Source organism: Xanthomonas sp. 4461 (genome assembly GCF_024806475.1).
Taxonomy (GTDB): Bacteria; Pseudomonadota; Gammaproteobacteria; order Xanthomonadales; family Xanthomonadaceae; genus Xanthomonas; species Xanthomonas arboricola_F.
Window position 1 is genome coordinate 403,875 of the sequence record NZ_JANTYV010000002.1, and the last position, 18,357, is coordinate 422,231.

An 18,357-nucleotide genomic window follows, 5' to 3' on the forward strand; every position below is an offset into this window, starting at 1 on the left:
GCGCTCAGCGCGACTGCGCATTGAGCTCGCGTTCGATCGCCGCCACAACGCTCGGATCGTCCGGTTTGATCTTGCTGGGGAACTGCGCCACCACGCGTCCATCGCGCCCAATCAAATACTTGTGGAAGTTCCAGCCCGGCGCCACGCCGGTGGCCTGCGTCAGGCGCTGATACAGCGGCGTCGCCTGCTTGCCCAGCACATGCACCTTCTCAAACATCGGGAACTTGACGCCATAGGTCAGCGTGCAGAATTCCTGGATCTGCTTCTCAGATCCCGGTTCCTGCCCCTGGAAATCGTTGGACGGAAAGCCCAGCACCGCAAACCCCCGGCTGGCGAAGCGCTGATTGAGCGCTTCCAGGCCCTCGTACTGCGGGGTGAAGCCGCATTTGCTGGCGGTATTGACCACCATCACCACCTTGCCGCCGTAACTACGGTTCAGGTTGATTGGCGCCTTGCCGGCCAGCGGGCGGTACTCCAGATCCAGCAACGGCGCTCCGGCGGCCAGCGCCGAGCTGGCAAAAAAACCAGCAAATACAACGACCAATAGACGGTTGAGCAACATTGGCAGGCCCTCGAAGATGGTGCGGCACCCGGTTTTGCGCGGGGTGCCATCAGTTGGCTATGACAGACAGTTGACTGCCTGCGTGTCGGTGTTATAGTTGAATACAACACCAGTCATCCAACGCAGGGGGAAAGCATGAACAGCACACGTGTCAGGCGACCAGTTCCGCTGTTGCTGCTCGGCAGCACCCTGTTTGCCATTGGTTGGCTGGGAGCCGCTTCCAGTCAGGTCACGGAGTCCGGCGCCGATTATGGCGTGTCGGAGGCGGTTACGGAAAACGCGACAACTCCCCCCGAGGGACGCACCCGGCCCAGCCGTCACCTGCGTGCCTCGCTGTCGATGCCCTATTTCTCCTTCGCGCAGGTTCTGCGCCCACGGAGCTGATCATGAACGACATCCAATGGAGCGACGGCGCTCCCATCTATCGCCAACTCAAGGAACGGGTCATTGCCATGATGCTCGATGGAATCCTCAAACCTGGCGACGCCCTGCCTTCGGTGCGCCAGGTGGCGGCGGACTACCAACTCAACCCCATCACCGTCTCGCGCGCCTACCAGGAGTTGGCCGACGAGAACCTGGTGGAAAAACGCCGCGGCCTGGGCATGTTCATGACCCCGGAAGCCGCACAGAAGCTGCGCGGAAGCGAACGTGACCGCTTTTTGAATGAAGAATGGCCGGCGGTACTGGAACGCATCCAGCGCCTGGGCCTGTCCATCGACGATCTGTTGCCACAGGGGAAAACACCATGACCGCCGTCTCCACCGACCATGTCGTCGACGCGCGTGGCCTGCGTAAGGCTTACAAACATCGGCTGGCGCTGGACAACACCAGCTTCACCATCGCCCCGGGCCGCATCGTCGGATTGATCGGCCCCAACGGCGCCGGCAAGACCACCGCGCTCAAGGCCGTGCTGGGGCTGACCGACTTCGATGGCGAGCTGAAGGTGCTGGGCATGGACCCGCGCACCCAGCGCAACGCGCTGATGAACGAGGTCTGCTTCATCGCCGACGTGGCGGTGCTGCCGCGCTGGCTGCGGGTGGGCGAAGCGATCGATTTCGTTGCCGGCGTGCATCCGCGCTTCGATCGCGCCAAGTGCGAACGTTTTCTGGCCAACACCCAGCTCAACCGCAAATCGCGGGTGCGCGAATTGTCCAAGGGCATGATCGTGCAGTTGCATCTGGCGCTGGTGATGGCCATCGACGCGCGCATCCTGGTGCTGGACGAACCCACCCTGGGCCTGGACATCCTGTATCGCAAGCAGTTCTACCAGCGCCTGCTGGAGGATTACTTCGACGAGCAGAAGACCATCATCGTCACCACCCACCAGGTCGAAGAGATCGAACACATCCTCACCGATGTGATGTTCATCCGCGACGGCCGCATCGTGCTGACCGCCGACATGGAAAACGTCGCCGAGCGCTACACCGAGGTGCTGGTCAGTGCCGAGCACCTGGACGCTGCCAGAGCCATGAAACCGATCGACGAGCGCAGCCTGCCGTTCGGCAAGACCGTCATGCTGTTCGATGGCGAGCCGAAAGCGCAGCTCGCCCGTTTTGGCGAAACCCGCAATCCCGGCCTTGCCGACCTGTTCGTCGCGGTCATGAAGGGGACCTACGCATGAATGCACTCACCCACCAAGCTTCTCCCGCCCGCACGTTCGGCTGGTTGCTCAAACGCGAGTACTGGGAACACCGTGGCGGCTTCGTCTGGGCACAGGTCATCACTGGCGGCATCGCGGTGTTCTTCGCGCTGCTGGGTGCGGTGATCGGGGCGATCAGCGCACGTCGCAACATGGTCGGCGACAGCATGACGATGAACGATCTGGCCGAATACACCCGCACGCTGGGCCAGGTCGGCGATGGCCTGCTGCTCGGCGGCGTCGGTATCGCCTCGGTGGTCCTGGCGTTCGTGGTGTTCTTCTATTCGCTGGGCAGCCTGTACGACGACCGCCGCGACCGCAGCGTGCTGTTCTGGAAATCGCTGCCGGTGTCCGATGTGCAGACGGTGCTGTCCAAGGCCGCCTGGGCATTGTTGCTGGCGCCGCTGGTCGCAATCGCCATCGGCGTGCTGGTCGGCCTGGCGTTATGGCTGATCGCCATCGGCGGCGCGTTGATCGCCGGGGTGCCCAACCCATGGGGGCTGGCCACGCACTCGCATCCGTTCTCGTTGTTGTGGCTGATGCTGCGGACCGTGCCGATGGGCCTGCTGTGGTCGCTGCCGACCGTGGGCTGGCTGATGTTCTGTTCGGCCTGGGCCAGCAGCAAGCCGTTCCTGTGGGCGGTGCTGTTTCCGCTGCTGGCCTGCGTGATGTTGAGCATCCTGTCGGCGATGCCCGGCGTGTCGCTGCCGATCGGCGACATCTGGTACATCGTCGGCTATCGCGGTCTGCTGAGCGCCCTGCCCGGCACCTGGTCGCCGCTTGCCGTCAGCGGCAATCTGGACAGCAGTGCGATGAGCAACCCCAGCGACCTGGTGCAGTGGGCGTTGCAGCACACCGACAGTTCGCGGGTTTATGCCGATCCCGACATCTGGATCGGCGCCGCCATCGGCATCGCGCTGATCGCCGCTTCCATCTACCTGCGCCGCCGGCGCTCCGAAGCCTGAGGACCTCCCATGCGCCTGCCTTTGACCCTGGCCATCCTGTTCGCACTGCCTGGCGCTGCGTCTGCCGAGGAGCAATGCAAATTTTCCGAACCGCGCAGCCTGGAGCTGAAGCTGAGCGGAGTGAAGTCGGTGCTGTTCGAGGTCGCCTCCAACGATCTGCATCTGGACGCTGCGCCGGGCAACAGCGGGCGTCTTGGCGGCCGCGCCTGTGCTGCCAGGGCCGATCTGCTCAAGGGCCTGACCGTCACCCAGAAGCGCGACGGCGACAAGCTGGTGGTGACGCTGGCTGATGATCGCCCGCTGCGCATCTCCATCGGCGACAGCTACTCCTACCTGGACCTGCGCGGCAGCGTGCCGGACTCGCTCCTGGTGCAATTCGACGTCGGCTCCGGTGATGCCGAGATCAGTGGCGCTGCTGCGGTCAGTGCCGATGTCGGTTCCGGCGACATGGCCATCCGCCGCACCAAGGGCCGGGTCACCGCCAAGGTCGGTTCCGGCGATATCGAGCTGGAAGACATGGGGTCGCTGCGCGTGCTGGCGGTCGGCTCGGGCGATCTCAAGGCCACGCAGATACGTGGCGCGGCCGAGATCGGCAAGGTCGGTTCGGGTGACGTCAAGCTGCGCGGCGTTGCAGGCAACGTCAAGTTAGGCACGATCGGCTCCGGCGATGTGGACATCGACGATGTGCAAGGCGATGTCGGCGTGGAAGCGGTCAACTCCGGCGCCCTGAGTGTGCACAAGGTGCGCGGCGACGTCAGCGTTGCGCGCAAGGGCAGCGGCGATATCGACGTCAGCGATGTTGCCGGCAACACCCGCGTGCCGACCCAACAGTAATTGCGTCATTGACCATTTGAAAGGGGAACTCCTGATGAAACTGTTGATTTTCGCGGTGTTGGCAAGCGTTCTGCTGGTCGGTTGCGGCAAGTCCGAGCCTACCGTCGACGTATCGGCCCAGGCCAACGGCGGTGGCGTGACCTTCAATGGCAAGAGCGTGACGCTCAAGCGTGACGGCCTGCCTGCAGCCACCGTCGGCGCGGACGGCGCGCTCAGCATCGATGGCAAGCCGGTCGCCTTGAACGCTGCGCAGCAGCTGGCGATGCGCAGCGTCTACACGCAGATCCAGGGGGTTGCCGCGAAGGGCATCGATATCGGCACCCAAGGCGCTGCATTCGGCGCTCATGCGGCCGGTGAAGCGCTCAAGGGCGTGCTCAGTGGCAACCCTGACCAGATCGGCGACAAGATCGAGGCCGAGGCGGAGACCTTCAAACAAAAAACCATGCTGATCTGCGACCAGCTAGACAAGCTGCGCACTGCGCAGGACGCCGCCACTCGCGTGGTGCCGGAGTTCGGGCCATACGCCAACCTGACGCAGAAAGATATCGACGACTGCCGTAACTGATTGCGGCTGCGGCTTACACGTCACGCGTTGCGCCACTGCCGCGGACCTTGGTCGGGTGTGCACCTGGCGGGTGCACACCCAGCGGCGAGATCGGTGCCGCCGCGTTTGCCCCCCTGCCGTATCCACCCATGATGATCGCGTCGGATCCATGCCTGTCGGCGGTGAGGCATGGGCCTTGCGTCAATTGCCAATGGCAGCGATCGACTGGTAAAGACGGAGGGATGCCTCCTGCGCAGCGTTACCTGCGCCTGCCTCGATTGACCTTCGCCAGGCATGACGGCGTGCGATGGCGTCGGAAACAAGCACCCGCATCGCGGCAGGACCTGGCCCGCTCGCCAGCATATCTCACGCATCACCCTGCGACATTTTGTCAGCCCCCAGGCATCGCGTCTGCGACGATTCGCAGACCCGCGCGGGATTACACTAACGCGCTCTCCCCGATCATCGACCCCATGAACAAGTTCGTGATGCTCTGCATGGCGTTGCTGCTGTGCACCCTTGCCGCCTGTGGCGACCAGTCGTCCCGCCGCGCCGAACGCGGCAAGCCGCGTGTCGCCATCACCACGCAATCGGTGATGATCCGCCGCCCGCCGGCTGCCAATGCGGAAATCACGCCCGACGGTACGCTCAAGATCGACGACATCGCGTTGCCGCAGAAGGAACCGACCCGCGCCAAGCTGCAGTTGCTGTTCGGGCATCTGCAGATGCTGCGCCAACAGGCCGTCAACGACGCTGGCCCGGACCCGGAGTACAAGTCGATCAAGCTGACCGCCACGCCGGAGATTCAGAAGCTCAGCGGCGAATTGCTGGACGAGATCCCGTCGCTGCAACCGTATCGCGAGAGCTTCGGCAACGTGCAGGCCGAGCGGCACTGAGTCGCCGGCCAAGGCCGCACAAAACCGTAAACTGGCGCGAGACCGTGTAGGAGCGCACTGGTGCGCGATGGGGCCTTATCGGGAAGGCTTCATCGCGCACCAGTGCGCTCCTACATGCACATGCTGTTAGTGATCAGCCACCGCCGCCACTGCTGCCGGCCTGGATGCCACCACGCGTCAGTGCAGCAGGATCCAGCAAACGGCGCAGGTCCGCTTCGCTGAGCCCGCTGTCTTCCAGCGCCACCTCCAGCACCGGCCGCTGTTCCTTGTAGGCACGTTTGGCGATCGCGGCGGCTTTCTCGTAGCCGATGATCGGGTTGAGTGCAGTGACCAGGATCGGGTTGCGGTCCAATGCCTCGCGCACGCGGTCCTGGCGCACCTTCAAGCCGGCGATGGCGGTATCGGCCAGCAGGCGCGATACGTTGCCCAGCAAGGTGATCGAATCCAGCAGGTTGTAGGCGATCAATGGCAGCGTCACGTTCAACTGGAAGTTACCGGTCTGCCCCGCCACGGTGATCGCGGTGTGGTGGCCGATGACCTGCGCGCACGCCATCACGGTGGCTTCCGGAATTACCGGGTTGACCTTGCCCGGCATGATCGAGCTGCCCGGCTGCAGCGCCGGCAATTCGATCTCGCCCAGGCCTGCCAATGGGCCGGCGTTCATCCAGCGCAGGTCGTTGGCGATCTTGATCAACGCCACGGCCAGCGCATTGAGCTGACCGGACAACTCCACCGCATCGTCCTGTGCGGCCAGGCCTTCAAACTTGTTGTCCGCACTTTCGAACTTGACCTTGCTCAGGCCCGACAATGCCTTGGCCACCTTGCCGCCGAAGCGTGGGTCGGCATTGATGCCGGTACCGATGGCGGTACCACCCAGCGGCAGACGGCGCAGCCGCTTGAGCGAATCGTCCAGCCGGTCCTGCGCCGAACTCAATTGCGCAGACCAGGCGCCGAATTCCTGCCCGAACGTCAGCGGCATCGCATCCATCAGATGCGTGCGGCCGGTCTTGACGATCTTGTCCAGCGACTTGGCGCGCTTGTCGATGGTCTTGCGCAGGTGCTTGAGCGCCGGCTGCAGGTGTTCCTGCACCGCGAGCAGTGCCGACACGCGAATCGCGGTGGGCACCACATCGTTGGAACTCTGCCCCAGATTGACGTGATCGTTGGGATGCACCGCGTCCTTGCCGGCGCGCGTGGCCAGGGTGGCGATCACCTCGTTGGCATTCATGTTGGACGAGGTGCCCGAACCGGTCTGGTACACATCGATCGGAAATTGCGCATCGTGCGTGCCGTCGGCCACCTGCAATGCCGCCTCCTGCACGGTCTTGCCGATCGACTTGGGCAGTAGCCCGAGCTCGGCATTGACACCGGCAGCGGCGGCCTTGATCAAGCCCAGCGCGCGAATGAAACCGCGCGGCATCGGCTGGCCGGACACCGGAAAATTCTGCACGGCGCGCTGGGTCTGCGCGCCCCACAAGGCGTCGGCAGGCACCTGCAATTGGCCCATGCTGTCGTGTTCGGTCCTGAAACGTTCGCTCATCTGCATTCTCCGCACATTGTTGGATTGTGGTGACGCAATGGCTGGCAGCGGGCGCACCCACGCTGGCGAGGGCCATTACGATACTCGCTGGCAGCGTTGCAACGATGTCATCGCGGCGCGTGGACTAGACTCAGCGCTGATCCATACGAGGTACCACGCCGCCATGGGCGACGACCCTGACTGTAGAAACGCACTGCCTGCGTTCTGTTTCGCTGCACACCACGCCACCACGCATATCCCTGCGTTGATGGGCTCACCCGCCGCCGCTGCACCGCGTGGAGGCGACGATGCTCGGTAATGTGCTGCTGTTGATCGTCGCGCTGCTGCTGGTGCTGTTGAACGGATTCTTCGTTGCGGCCGAATTCGCTCTGGTCAAGCTGCGGCACACGCAGGCGGTGGGGCTGGCACAGACCCATGGCTGGCGCGGGCGCTTGCTGCTGGGGGTACACGCGCATCTGGATGCGTATCTGTCGGCCTGCCAGCTTGGCATCACCCTGGCATCGCTCGGGTTGGGTTGGGTCGGCGAGCCGGCCTTCGCGCATCTGCTGCAGCCGTTGTTCGATGTGCTGGGCATGTCCGAGGACGCGGCGCAGTTCACCGCCCTGGCGATCGCCTTCAGCCTGATCTCGTTCCTGCACATCGTGCTGGGCGAGCTGGCGCCCAAGACCATGGCGATCCGTCGCCCGGAGCGCATGTCGTTGTGGACTGCCGCGCCGTTGTATGTCTTCTACTGGCTGATGTATCCGGCAATCTGGGTGCTCAATACCAGCGCCAACCGGCTGCTGCGCATGCTGGGATGGGGCGATGTGGAGCACCAGTCGCACCGTTATTCGCGCGAGGAACTCAAGCTGATCGTCGGCCGCCAGGACCCGAACGCAGCTACCGCCGATCATGGGCTGGCGCTGATGAGCCATGCGCTGGAACTGCCGGATCTGGTTGCCGGCGACCTGATGCGGCCCCGCGAGCACCTGCGCAGCCTGCGCGAAGGCATGAACCTGGAGGCGGTGCTGGCCGAGTTCAGCGAATCGCGCTACAGCCGCTACCCCTGGTTCGAGGCCGATGGCGAACAGGTGCTGGGTATCCTGCACACCAAGGATCTGCTGGTGGCGATGGCACGCGGCCAGGACCTGGACGATCTGCGCCCGCTGCTGCGCCCGGCCACCCTGCTGACCCTGGAAACCCCGATCCCCAGCGCGCTGGAGCAGTTCCGCACCGGCACCACCCATCTGGCGCTGTGCGTGGAGGACCAGGGCCGCATCCTGGGCTTCTTCACCCTGGAAGACCTGCTGGAAGTGGTGGTTGGCGAGATCGAGGACGAACATCGCCATGTGGTGCGCGACGCCCCGGTGCGCGGCCAGGACGGCTCGTTGCTGGTGGCCGGAAGCACCTCGATCTTTCGCCTGGAACGCTTGCTGGGCCAGGACCTGAGCGCCCCGGACCATGTCAATTCGGTCGGCGGGCTGATCGTGCACCGGCTGCAGCGGCTGCCCGAAGAAGGCGAGACCCTGGAGCTGGACGGCCATGCACTGACGGTGCGGCGCATGGCCGGGCACCGGATCCAGGCGATCACGGTACGGCCGATCGGCGAAGCCGGCGCCGGGGCGGCGTAGAATACGCACCCCCGCCAGCCTCCCAGTGCCCTGCCCATGTCGGATTCCGCCCTGCTCGCCCTGTCCCCGCTCGACGGCCGCTACGCTTCCAAAGTGGATGCGCTGCGCCCGATCTTCTCCGAATACGGCCTGATCAAGGCGCGGGTCAAGGTCGAGATCGAATGGCTGCTGGCCCTGGCCGCCGAGCCGGGCATCGCCGAGCTAGCGCCGTTTTCGCCCGCCGCCAGCCAGCGCCTGCGCGCACTGGCCGACGACTTCAGCGTGACCCACGCCGCACGCGTCAAGCAGATCGAGCGCACCACCAATCATGACGTCAAGGCGGTGGAGTACTTCATCAAGGAACAGCTCAAGGACGATGCCGAGCTTGGCCCGGCGCTGGAATTTGTGCACTTTGCGTGCACCAGCGAGGACATCAACAACCTCAGCTACGGCCTGATGCTGGAACAGGCGCGCCGCGAGGTACTGCTGCCCACGCTGGACGGCATCACCGCCACGCTGCGCACCCTCGCCCACACCCAGGCCGGCCAGCCGATGCTCTCGCGCACGCATGGCCAGACCGCCTCGCCCACCACGCTGGGCAAGGAAATCGCCAACGTGGTCGCGCGCCTGGAGCGCCAGCGCAAGCAGATCGCCGCGGTCGAGCTGACCGGCAAGATCAACGGCGCGGTGGGCAACTACAACGCGCACCTGGTGTCGTACCCACAGCTGGACTGGGCCGCATTCGCGCAGCGTTTCGTGGAGAGCCTGGGCCTGGTGTTCAACCCGTACACCACCCAGATCGAGCCGCACGACAACGTGGCCGAAATCGGCGACGCCAGCCGCCGCGCCAATACCATCCTGATCGACCTGTCGCGCGACATCTGGGGCTACATCTCGCTCGGCTACTTCAAGCAGAAGCTCAAGGAAGGCGAAGTCGGCTCATCGACCATGCCGCACAAGGTCAACCCGATCGACTTCGAAAATGCCGAAGGCAATTTCGGCATCGCCAACGCGCTGTTCGAACATTTTTCCGCCAAGCTGCCGATCAGCCGCTGGCAGCGCGATCTCACCGACTCCACCGTGCTGCGCGCGCTCGGTACCGCGTTCGGCCACACCCAGGTGGCGCTGGATTCGCTGGCCAAGGGCCTGGGCAAGCTGACCGTCAATCCGCAGCGCCTGGATGCCGACCTGGACGCCGCCTGGGAAGTGCTGGCCGAAGCCGTGCAGACGGTGATGCGCCGCCACGGCCTGCCCAACCCCTACGAACAATTGAAGGCATTGACGCGCGGCCACGGCATCACCGCCGCCTCGATGCAGGCCTTCGTGGAAAGCCTGCAGCTGCCCGAAGAGGACAAGCAGCGCCTGCGTACGCTCACCCCAGGCGGCTACACCGGTCTGGCAGAGCAGCTGGCGCGCGCGATCTAGGCACGGCCAACCGAACTGCTGCACAACCACCGTCCGCATGCGGGCGGTGCACGGAGTCGGCATGCGCCACTGGTCGCTTCCGGTTTTCGTGCGCGCCCTGAGAGCGGCCGACAAAGCTCAAGTGCAGACGCAAGGCGGGCGGGACCGCGGCTCGGTGCGGCAGGTACCACTCGCACACTCCGGTTGCTCCACGCCATCCATCCCCCCGGCGCCTGCTCGTTACGTTTGTTTGCTGATCCAAGGCCGCTCGCTAGGGCCTGTCGGTCGCTCCCCGCGGATAAAACCACCGGCGCCACCGCGCCAGGCAGGCGCGGCCGTTGCTGATGTGCCATGGATCCCCGCGCCTGCGCCCCTGTTCTGAACGGGATGCGCGGCCGGATGTGCCGGCAATCCCCAGGCGTCGAGCCGGTGTCAACGACGCTTCCCGGCGTGACTGCTATGGTGCCGGCCTCATCCAAGCGAGGGACCATCCATGCGTGCAGTTCGGAGTATCGCGTCGCTGTTTGCCCTGTCCAGCATCGTCGCACTGGGCGGCTGCGGTGCCGACGGCCCGGCGGCCCAGGCGGTATCGGCCGTCTCGTCCACAGTGACCGACCCGGCCAGCGGCGCCGATTGCGATGGCAAGGATGTGCGCCTGACCCGCGACGACAGCGAGTGGATCCTGCACGGCAACTGCGGCACGGTGACCATCACCGCCTCGCGCGGTGCGATGAATCTGGACAACGCACGCAGCATCCGCGTGGAAGGCAGCAACTTCACCGTCCTCAACAAGCAGCTTGGCGAGCTCAGCATCATCGGCCATGACAACACGCTCAATCTGACCAATGTCGACAGCGTGGACATCCAGGGCAACAAGAACCTGGTGCTGGCGCGTGAGATCAAGCAGGTCCGTTTTTCCGGCAACGACAACACGGTCAACCCGTCCAGCAAACCCTCGCTGGATGACCGCGGCAGCGGCAACAAGGTGATGTGAGGCCGCGACGGTGCGCTAGCGCAGCCTTCGCAAGGCAAGGCAGCAAGATTGCGGATGACGCACGCATGGAGCGCCGTGCGTGCCGGGTGCTCGTCATCTTTGTCAGCCGGCGCGGGCCACGAACGCGCCACCCGGGACGCCATCACGGCCCGAGCCGCGGCACTTACGGTCGCCGCGCCGCCAATAGCGCTACGGCGCGCTTGACGGTGCCGCGTACGATCACACAAGGCAGTGTCTCGTCCGCTCAACCTTGATGCGGGCTGCATTGCGGCGTACACGTCGATGACAGCATCGCCAACTGCAGCCTGTCGGGCGGCGTCAGCGGCAACCCCGAAAGTGACGCGCCTCGCAGCGCGTGACCTGCTACCCCATGGTCCGGCCCGCCCCGCTTCCGTAGGAGCGGCCTTGGCCGCGAAGCAGCCGACGCACCTCGTCATCGGCCCCCAAGGCAGGCACGCTGTTGCCGCCCGCACAGCACTATGGAACTGGGTGAGGTGACCGCCATCCGGAGCATTCTCCCGCGCCGCGCAGGCCGAACCACCACGTCCCTGAAGCATGGCCTGTCGCCAGCCTCGCGCGCACGTGCAGATCCGGCGCAGGCATCGGACAATGGAGCATCTGCGCCGGCACTGCCGCGCCCCAGCATCCCATCGACATCTGCAAGGACTCCCCATGGCTGCACGCAAGGCAAACCCTCCCGTCATCGAAGTCCAGGCCCGTCCGGGTCAGCCGCTGGGCATGCCGGTGGAGCGCTTCCTGCGCACCTACTGGCACAAGCACCCACTGCTGATCCGCAATGCCTTCGCGGACTTCGTCTCGCCGCTGCAGCCGGAAGACCTGGCCGGGCTGGCCTGCGAGGATGGCGTGCTGGCGCGCCTGATCAGCCACGACCGCGCCACCGACGACTGGAGCGTGCGTACCGGCCCGTTCCAGGAGACCGACTTCCCCGGCCTGCCCGATCGCGATTGGACGCTGTTGGTGCAGGACGTGGACAAGTGGGACGCCGACGTGCGCGCATTGCTGGACCAGTTCCGCTTCCTGCCGCGCTGGCGCATCGACGACATCATGATCAGCTTCGCCGCCACCGGCGGCTCGGTCGGCGCGCATGTCGATCACTACGACGTGTTCCTGCTGCAGGGCCAGGGCCATCGCCGCTGGCAGATCGACGCCCGCACCTCGCAAGGCCGCAAGCCCACGCCTCAGGCGTTCCGCGACGACGTCGACATCAAGCTGCTGCGCGAGTTCAAGCCGACCCACGACTGGGTGCTGGGTCCGGGCGACATGCTGTACCTGCCGCCGCTGCTACCGCATCACGGCGTGGCAGAAGACGCCTGCCTGACCTTCTCGATCGGCACCCGCGCGCCCTCCTCGGCCGAGCTGATCGGCGATTACCTGGACACCCTGATCGCCGATGCCGACGAGGCCGTGCGCTACCACGACGAAGACCTCAAGGTGCCGGCCGATCCATACGAGATCGACGTCACCGCGATGAACCGCGTGGTCGAAGCGCTCAATGCGCTGCGCATGAACGACCCCGATCGACTGGGCGACTGGTTCGGCCGCTTCATGACCACCTACCGCGCCTCCGGCGACGTGGTGCCGGCGCCCGAGCCGATCCCGCGCGAAGCGGTCGAACAGGCGCTGGAAGAAGGCGTGGTGCTGTACCGCCACCCCTGGTCGCGGCTGGCCTGGCGGCGCGCCAAGCGCGGTGCCACGCTGTTCTGCAGCGGACTGGAATTCGCATTGTCGGCCAAGGACGCGGCGCGCCTGGCGGCGGCCGAAGAGATCGATGGCGGGCTTTATGCGCAGCTGACTGCCCGCGGCCGCGAAGTGGTCCTGGAGCTGCTGGCGCAAGGCCACTACCAGCGCGCCCTTGACGACGCGCACGAAGACATCGACGACGAGCAGGCGCACGCGCTCACGGTGTCGGCCGACCACCACGACGATCAGGACGACGACGATCGCACGGACGCAGACGAGGCCATCGATACCGAGGCCGATGTCGAAGCGGTGGCGGACGAGGCAGACACCCCGGCCGAACTCGTCGACATCAGCCAGGACTCGGATGACGGCACCGAGGCCTCGGATATTGCCGAAGACGGCAACGACGCAGAGACCCCGGAGCGCGCATGAGCCCGCACAGCCGGCCGCAGATCGTCTCGCTGGACCCGGCATCCGATGCCGCGGCCCTGCGTGCACTGCGGCAGGCCTGCACGACCGAGATCGCGGACATCGTCCACGAGGCCGATTGGGATGCGCTGGACCCGCTCAGCCTGCACTTGGCCGCGCGCACCGATGACGGCCACCTGGTCGCCTCGGTGCGGGTGACGCCGGATCGCCGCATCGATCGGCTCGGCCTGGTGCCGGACTGGCGGCGTCGCGGCCTGTCCGACCACCTGCTTGCCGCAGCGGTGGATGCCGCCACCCAGCGGGGCTGGCCCAGCCTGCACGCCCGCGTCACCGCAAGCGCCGAGGCGGTGTTCGCACGCCTGGGCTTCCTCCCCGGGTTACTTCCGCATTCTTCGCATGGGCGCACTGCCGATGCCGGCGCTGCGCCAGGCAAGCCCGTGCATCGCCGGCTCGATGGCCCGATGGCGGTGGACGATCTCGCCGCGGCCCTGGCCGCCACCACCGGCCTGCTCAGCAGCGCACGCCGGCAGGTGCTGATCTACACCCGCGCACTGGACCCGCCGTTGTTCGACAACCCCGCCGTGCTCGATGCGCTGCGCCGCTTCGCCACTGCACGCCACGACAAGCGCGTGCAGGTGCTGGTGCAGGACACCGCCAGCGCCACTGCCAGCAGCAGCGCAATGCTGCGCCTGGCCCAGCGCCTGCCCAGCGTGTTCCGGTTCCGCGCGGTCAGCGATCCGGTCGATACCAGCTATGCGGCGGCTTACCTGGTCGGTGACGACGCCTACTACTTTCGTCCAACAGGTCATCGCTACGACGATGGCGAAACCTGGTTGTCCGGTGCGGCCCGCAGCCGCCAGCTGGAGCGCGAATTCGCGCAGATATGGGAGCGCAGCACGCTCTGGAACGAACCGCGCGCACTCGGCATCTGACGCCGCAGCGCCCCTTGCGCGTAGGCGCCCGGCCAATTGGTCTACCCCGCCGGTCAGCTCGCAGACGCCCCCTCACAAGCGCAAGGGGGTATAATTTTTCGAGATTTGAGACCGACCGATAGGGCAACTCGCCCTGCCGCTTCCGCACAATCATCCCCACAGCAGACCCGACTTACCATCGTGGATAATCTCCTAAAGCAGTTCGCGCAGTCATCGCAGCTCGCCGGCGGCAACGCCGCCTACATCGAGGATCTGTACGAGCAGTACCTCGTCGCCCCGGACAGTGTCGATCCGAAGTGGAAGACGTACTTCGACGGCTTCAAAGGTCGCGATGCCGGTGATGTCCCGCACTCGGCGGCCATCGCCCACATCCTCAGCGCGTCCAGGCAAGCCGCCAATGCAGGGACCGGCGCAGGCTCCAGTGACGAGCGCGAGCGCAACGTCGGCCGCCTGATTACCGCTTATCGTGCGCGTGGCCACCTTGGCGCGCAGCTCGATCCGCTGGGGCTCACCCCGCCGGTCAATCCGCCCGATCTGGACCTGCCGTTCCACAGCCTGTCGCAGGCCGACATGGACAGCGAGTTCAGCACCGGCGGCGTCGGTGGCCAGCCGCGGATGAAGCTGAAGGACCTGCTGGCCAGGTTGAAGGCGACCTACGCCAGCACCATCGGCGCAGAGTTCATGCACATCCAGGAATTCGACCAGCGTCAGTGGATCTACAAGCGCCTGGAAGATGCCGGCGGCAAGATCGCCGGCGACGCGGCCAGCCGCAAGCGCACGCTGGAGCGGCTCACCGCCGCCGAAGGCCTGGAGCGCTACCTGCACACCAAGTACGTCGGCCAGAAGCGCTTCTCGCTGGAAGGCGGCGATGCGCTGATTCCGATGATGGACGCGATCATCCACCAGTCCGGCAAGGACCAGGTCAAGGACATCGTGATCGGCATGGCCCACCGCGGCCGCCTCAACGTGCTGGTCAATACGCTGGGCAAGAACCCGCGCAAGCTGTTTGACGAATTCGAAGGCAAGTTCGAGCACGCCCACGACGACCGCGCGCACACCGGCGACGTCAAGTACCACATGGGCTTCTCGGCAGATATCGCCGTGGGCGACAGCAACCAGGTGCATCTGGCGCTGGCGTTCAACCCCTCGCACCTGGAAATCGTCGACCCGGTCGTGGTCGGCAGCGTGCGGTCGCGCCAGGAGCGCTTCGGCGATGCCGAGCGCAAGACCGTGCTGCCGATCCTGATCCACGGCGATGCCGCATTCGCCGGCCAGGGCGTGGTGATGGAGCTGTTCCAGATGTCGCAGGCGCGCGGTTTCGCGGTCGGCGGCACCGTGCACATCGTTGTCAACAACCAGATCGGCTTCACCACCAGCACGCGCGACGATGCCCGTTCCACGCTGTACTGCACCGACGTGGCCAAGATGATCGGCGCGCCGGTCTTCCACGTGAACGGCGACGACCCGGATGCGGTGATGTTCGTGTCCAAGCTGGCCTATGAATTCCGCCAGCAGTTCAAGAAGGACGTGGTCATCGACCTGGTCTGCTACCGCCGTTGGGGCCATAACGAGGCCGACGAGCCGGCCGCGACCCAGCCGGTGATGTACCAGACCATCCGCAAGCACAAGACCACCCGCGAGCTGTACGCCGCCAAGCTGGAAAGCGACGGCGTGCTGAGCGCAGACGAGGCCAAGGCGTTGGTCGACGGCTACCGCAACAAGCTGGATTCGGGCGAGTACACCACCGAACTGGCCAAGCGCAAGCCGGACGAATTTGCGATCGATTGGTCCAAGTACCTGGTCGGCACCGCCGCCGATCCGGTGGACACCCGCGTCAAGCGCGAGCAGCTGGATCGTCTGGCCAAGCTGATCACCACGATTCCGGAAGGCGTCGAGTTGCATGCACGCGTCGGCAAGATCTACGACGACCGCGTCAAGATGGCCGCAGGCGAGCAGCTGGGCGACTGGGGCTTTGCCGAGAACCTGGCTTACGCCACGCTGCTGGCCGAAGGCCACAAGCTGCGTCTGGTCGGCCAGGACGCCGGTCGCGGCACGTTCTTCCACCGTCACGCGATCCTGCATGACCAGAAGAACGACAACTACTACCTGCCGCTGCGTCAACTGGTCGAAAACCCGGAAGACGCCACCATCATCGACTCGCTGCTCAGCGAAGAAGCGGTGATGGGCTTCGAATACGGCTACTCCACCACCGACCCGAATGCGCTGTGCATCTGGGAAGCGCAGTTCGGCGATTTCGCCAACGGCGCGCAGGTGGTGATCGACCAGTTCATCGCCGCCGGCGAAGCCAAGTGGGGCCGCATCGCGGGCCTGTCGCTGTTCCTGCCGCACGGCTATGAAGGCCAGGGCCCGGAGCACAGCTCCGCGCGTCTAGAGCGCTTCCTGCAGCTGTGCGCGCTGGAGAACATGCTGGTGTGCGTGCCGACCACCCCGGCGCAGTGCTTCCACATGATCCGCCGGCAGATGCGCATGACCACCCGCAAGCCGCTGGTGGTGATGACGCCCAAGTCGCTGCTGCGCCACAAGCTGGCGGTGTCGAGCCTGGAAGAACTGGCCGAAGGGCAGTTCCAGCATCTGATTCCCGACGCCAAGGCCGATGCCGGCAAGGTCAAGCGCGTGGTGCTGTGCTCGGGCAAGGTCTATTACGACCTGCTCGAAGACCAGACCAAGCGTGGCCAGGACGACGTCGCCATCCTGCGCGTGGAGCAGCTGTATCCGTTCCCGCGTGCGCAGCTGGCCGCCGAGCTCAAGGCCTATGCCAATGCCACCGACGTGGTGTGGTGCCAGGAAGAACCGCAGAACCAGGGTGCGTGGTATCAGATCCGCCACCATCTGAACTTCTGCCTGGCCAGCGGCCAGAGCCTGCACTACGCCGGCCGTGCCCGTTCGCCCTCGCCTGCCGCCGGCCACATGGCCGACCACATCGTCGAACAGCAGAAGCTGGTCGCCGATGCGCTCCTCAATCCGTTCAACGACCAAGTCGCTGAATAACTCCTCTTCCCCAAAGAACGAAAACCCTAGGACGCTCCCCGAATGGCCACCGAAGTCAAAGTTCCGGTACTGCCCGAATCCGTTTCCGACGCCACCATCGCCAGCTGGCACAAGAAGGCCGGTGAAGCGGTCAAGCGCGACGAGAATCTGGTCGACCTGGAAACCGACAAGGTCGTGTTGGAAGTTCCTTCGCCGGTCGACGGCGTACTGAAGGAAATCAAGTTCGAAGCCGGCAGCACGGTCACCAGCAACCAGATCCTGGCGATCATCGAAGAAGGCGCCGTTGCCGCCGCCGCTCCTGCCGAAGAGAAGAAGGCCGATGCACCGGCTCCGGCCACTGCTGCCCCGGCCGCAGCGCCGGCCCCGGCTGCCGCCGCTGCGCCTGCCGCTTCCTCCAAGTCCGCTGCCGATGCGCTGCCTCCGGGTGCGCGTTTTGCCGCGATCACCCAGGGCGTGGACCCGGCCCAGGTCGAGGGCACCGGCCGTCGTGGCGCAGTGACCAAGGAAGACATCGTCAACTTCGCCAAGGCCGGCGGCGTGGGCAAGGCATCCGGCGCCCGCCCGGAAGAGCGCGTGGCGATGACCCGCGTGCGCAAGACCATCGCCAAGCGCCTGATGGAGTCCAAGAACTCCACCGCGATGCTGACCACCTTCAACGAAGTGAACCTGGCCAAGGTATCGGCCGCGCGCAAGGAACTGCAGGACGAGTTCCAGAAGGCGCACGGCATCAAGCTCGGCTTCATGAGCTTCTTCGTCAAGGCTGCCGCCAACGCGCTGCAGCGCTTCCCGCTGGTCAACGCCTCGATCGACGGCGACGACATCATCTATCACGGCTACAGCGATATCTCGATCGCCGTGTCCACCGACAAGGGCCTGGTCACGCCGGTGCTGCGTAACGTCGAGCGCCAGTCGTTCGCCGACGTCGAGCAGGGCATCGCCGACTACGCCGCCAAGGCGCGCGCCGGCAAGCTGGGCCTGGACGATCTGCAGGGCGGCACCTTCACCATCACCAACGGCGGCACCTTCGGCTCGCTGCTGTCGACCCCGATCATCAACCCGCCGCAGAGCGCCATCCTGGGCATGCACGCGATCAAGGAACGTCCGATCGCCGAGAACGGCCAGGTCGTGATCGCGCCGATGATGTATCTGGCGCTGTCCTACGACCATCGCATCATCGACGGCAAGGATTCGGTGCAGTTCCTGGTCGACATCAAGAATCAGCTGGAAAACCCGGGCCGGATGTTGTTCGGTCTGTAAGAGCCGGGAATCGGGAATGGAGATTCGGGAATGGGAGAAACGCCCACCGACCGCTCCATTCC

Annotated in this window: 15 protein-coding genes, 1 other RNA gene and 1 pseudogene; 15 read left to right on the forward strand and 2 right to left on the reverse strand. The window is 65.5% G+C overall.

Features of this window, described 5'->3' with window-relative positions; translation table 11 throughout:
* Nucleotides 1-4: 4 nt before the first annotated feature.
* On the reverse strand, nucleotides 5-562 hold the full coding sequence (locus FHY19_RS09500) for a glutathione peroxidase (protein ID WP_259165271.1): 558 nt from the start codon (nucleotides 560-562) through the stop codon (nucleotides 5-7).
* Nucleotides 563-697: 135 nt separating this feature from the next.
* On the opposite strand from FHY19_RS09500, the gene FHY19_RS09505 reads away from it, so the two are divergent.
* From FHY19_RS09505 to FHY19_RS09535, 7 genes are all read left to right on the forward strand, one after another.
* A complete protein-coding gene (locus tag FHY19_RS09505; protein ID WP_259153637.1) occupies nucleotides 698-946 on the forward strand; it encodes a hypothetical protein in 249 nt (82 codons plus the stop codon).
* A gap of 2 nt (nucleotides 947-948) precedes the next feature.
* Complete coding sequence (locus FHY19_RS09510) at nucleotides 949-1,311, forward strand: GntR family transcriptional regulator (protein ID WP_005988451.1); 363 nt, start codon at nucleotides 949-951, stop codon at nucleotides 1,309-1,311.
* Complete coding sequence (locus tag FHY19_RS09515) at nucleotides 1,308-2,183, forward strand: ABC transporter ATP-binding protein (protein WP_259153632.1); 876 nt, start codon at nucleotides 1,308-1,310, stop codon at nucleotides 2,181-2,183. Before FHY19_RS09510 ends, FHY19_RS09515 begins: the two co-directional genes overlap by 4 nt.
* Nucleotides 2,180-3,166 carry an ABC transporter permease gene (locus FHY19_RS09520; protein ID WP_259153630.1) on the forward strand — a complete coding sequence of 329 codons (987 nt, stop codon included), beginning with the start codon at nucleotides 2,180-2,182 and terminating at the stop codon, nucleotides 3,164-3,166. Before FHY19_RS09515 ends, FHY19_RS09520 begins: the two co-directional genes overlap by 4 nt.
* 9 nt (nucleotides 3,167-3,175) lie before the next feature.
* Nucleotides 3,176-4,000 carry a DUF4097 domain-containing protein gene (locus FHY19_RS09525; protein WP_259165274.1) on the forward strand — a complete coding sequence of 275 codons (825 nt, stop codon included), beginning with the start codon at nucleotides 3,176-3,178 and terminating at the stop codon, nucleotides 3,998-4,000.
* A 34-nt stretch (nucleotides 4,001-4,034) separates the two neighbouring features.
* Nucleotides 4,035-4,565 carry a YggN family protein gene (locus FHY19_RS09530; RefSeq protein WP_259166362.1) on the forward strand — a complete coding sequence of 177 codons (531 nt, stop codon included), beginning with the start codon at nucleotides 4,035-4,037 and terminating at the stop codon, nucleotides 4,563-4,565.
* A 452-nt stretch (nucleotides 4,566-5,017) separates the two neighbouring features.
* On the forward strand, nucleotides 5,018-5,440 hold the full coding sequence (locus FHY19_RS09535; protein WP_259153623.1) for a hypothetical protein: 423 nt from the start codon (nucleotides 5,018-5,020) through the stop codon (nucleotides 5,438-5,440).
* A 133-nt stretch (nucleotides 5,441-5,573) separates the two neighbouring features.
* Here FHY19_RS09535 and FHY19_RS09540 read toward each other — a convergent pair whose 3' ends face one another.
* Nucleotides 5,574-6,980, reverse strand: a complete 1,407-nt coding sequence (locus FHY19_RS09540) for a class II fumarate hydratase (RefSeq protein WP_259165276.1) — start codon at nucleotides 6,978-6,980, stop codon at nucleotides 5,574-5,576.
* A 287-nt stretch (nucleotides 6,981-7,267) separates the two neighbouring features.
* Here FHY19_RS09540 and FHY19_RS09545 point away from each other — a divergent pair, with 287 nt between their 5' ends.
* From FHY19_RS09545 to sucB, 8 genes and pseudogenes are all read left to right on the forward strand, one after another.
* Complete coding sequence (locus tag FHY19_RS09545) at nucleotides 7,268-8,590, forward strand: hemolysin family protein (protein WP_259153615.1); 1,323 nt, start codon at nucleotides 7,268-7,270, stop codon at nucleotides 8,588-8,590.
* Between the two features lie 36 nt (nucleotides 8,591-8,626).
* Nucleotides 8,627-9,994 (forward strand): adenylosuccinate lyase, encoded by a 1,368-nt coding sequence (gene purB, locus FHY19_RS09550; RefSeq protein WP_259153614.1) that lies wholly within the window; start codon nucleotides 8,627-8,629, stop codon nucleotides 9,992-9,994.
* A gap of 161 nt (nucleotides 9,995-10,155) precedes the next feature.
* Nucleotides 10,156-10,228, forward strand: a non-coding RNA gene (locus tag FHY19_RS09555) — sX9 sRNA.
* Nucleotides 10,229-10,466: 238 nt separating this feature from the next.
* Entirely contained in the window at nucleotides 10,467-10,967 is a 501-nt protein-coding gene (locus FHY19_RS09560; protein ID WP_259165277.1) for a DUF3060 domain-containing protein, read from the forward strand.
* Between the two features lie 672 nt (nucleotides 10,968-11,639).
* Nucleotides 11,640-13,016 (forward strand): annotated as a pseudogene (locus FHY19_RS09565) (cupin domain-containing protein); the annotation flags it as partial.
* Nucleotides 13,017-13,096: 80 nt separating this feature from the next.
* On the forward strand, nucleotides 13,097-14,029 hold the full coding sequence (locus tag FHY19_RS09570; RefSeq protein WP_259165279.1) for a GNAT family N-acetyltransferase: 933 nt from the start codon (nucleotides 13,097-13,099) through the stop codon (nucleotides 14,027-14,029).
* A gap of 105 nt (nucleotides 14,030-14,134) precedes the next feature.
* Nucleotides 14,135-17,038 carry a 2-oxoglutarate dehydrogenase E1 component gene (locus tag FHY19_RS09575; protein ID WP_259165286.1) on the forward strand — a complete coding sequence of 968 codons (2,904 nt, stop codon included), beginning with the start codon at nucleotides 14,135-14,137 and terminating at the stop codon, nucleotides 17,036-17,038.
* A 42-nt stretch (nucleotides 17,039-17,080) separates the two neighbouring features.
* On the forward strand, nucleotides 17,081-18,295 hold the full coding sequence (sucB, locus tag FHY19_RS09580) for a dihydrolipoyllysine-residue succinyltransferase (RefSeq protein ID WP_259165293.1): 1,215 nt from the start codon (nucleotides 17,081-17,083) through the stop codon (nucleotides 18,293-18,295).
* Nucleotides 18,296-18,357: the final 62 nt, after the last annotated feature.

Bases quoted from the DNA above. Each gene is read 5' to 3' on its own strand.
- FHY19_RS09500 (WP_259165271.1), bottom strand. From the start codon at position 562: ATGTTGCTCAACCGTCTATTGGTCGTTGTATTTGCTGGTTTTTTTGCC.
- FHY19_RS09505 (WP_259153637.1), top strand. From the start codon at position 698: ATGAACAGCACACGTGTCAGGCGACCAGTTCCGCTGTTGCTGCTCGGC.
- FHY19_RS09510 (WP_005988451.1), top strand. From the start codon at position 949: ATGAACGACATCCAATGGAGCGACGGCGCTCCCATCTATCGCCAACTC.
- FHY19_RS09515 (WP_259153632.1), top strand. From the start codon at position 1,308: ATGACCGCCGTCTCCACCGACCATGTCGTCGACGCGCGTGGCCTGCGT.
- FHY19_RS09520 (WP_259153630.1), top strand. From the start codon at position 2,180: ATGAATGCACTCACCCACCAAGCTTCTCCCGCCCGCACGTTCGGCTGG.
- FHY19_RS09525 (WP_259165274.1), top strand. From the start codon at position 3,176: ATGCGCCTGCCTTTGACCCTGGCCATCCTGTTCGCACTGCCTGGCGCT.
- FHY19_RS09530 (WP_259166362.1), top strand. From the start codon at position 4,035: ATGAAACTGTTGATTTTCGCGGTGTTGGCAAGCGTTCTGCTGGTCGGT.
- FHY19_RS09535 (WP_259153623.1), top strand. From the start codon at position 5,018: ATGAACAAGTTCGTGATGCTCTGCATGGCGTTGCTGCTGTGCACCCTT.
- FHY19_RS09540 (WP_259165276.1), bottom strand. From the start codon at position 6,980: ATGAGCGAACGTTTCAGGACCGAACACGACAGCATGGGCCAATTGCAG.
- FHY19_RS09545 (WP_259153615.1), top strand. From the start codon at position 7,268: ATGCTCGGTAATGTGCTGCTGTTGATCGTCGCGCTGCTGCTGGTGCTG.
- purB (WP_259153614.1), top strand. From the start codon at position 8,627: ATGTCGGATTCCGCCCTGCTCGCCCTGTCCCCGCTCGACGGCCGCTAC.
- FHY19_RS09560 (WP_259165277.1), top strand. From the start codon at position 10,467: ATGCGTGCAGTTCGGAGTATCGCGTCGCTGTTTGCCCTGTCCAGCATC.
- FHY19_RS09570 (WP_259165279.1), top strand. From the start codon at position 13,097: ATGAGCCCGCACAGCCGGCCGCAGATCGTCTCGCTGGACCCGGCATCC.
- sucB (WP_259165293.1), top strand. From the start codon at position 17,081: ATGGCCACCGAAGTCAAAGTTCCGGTACTGCCCGAATCCGTTTCCGAC.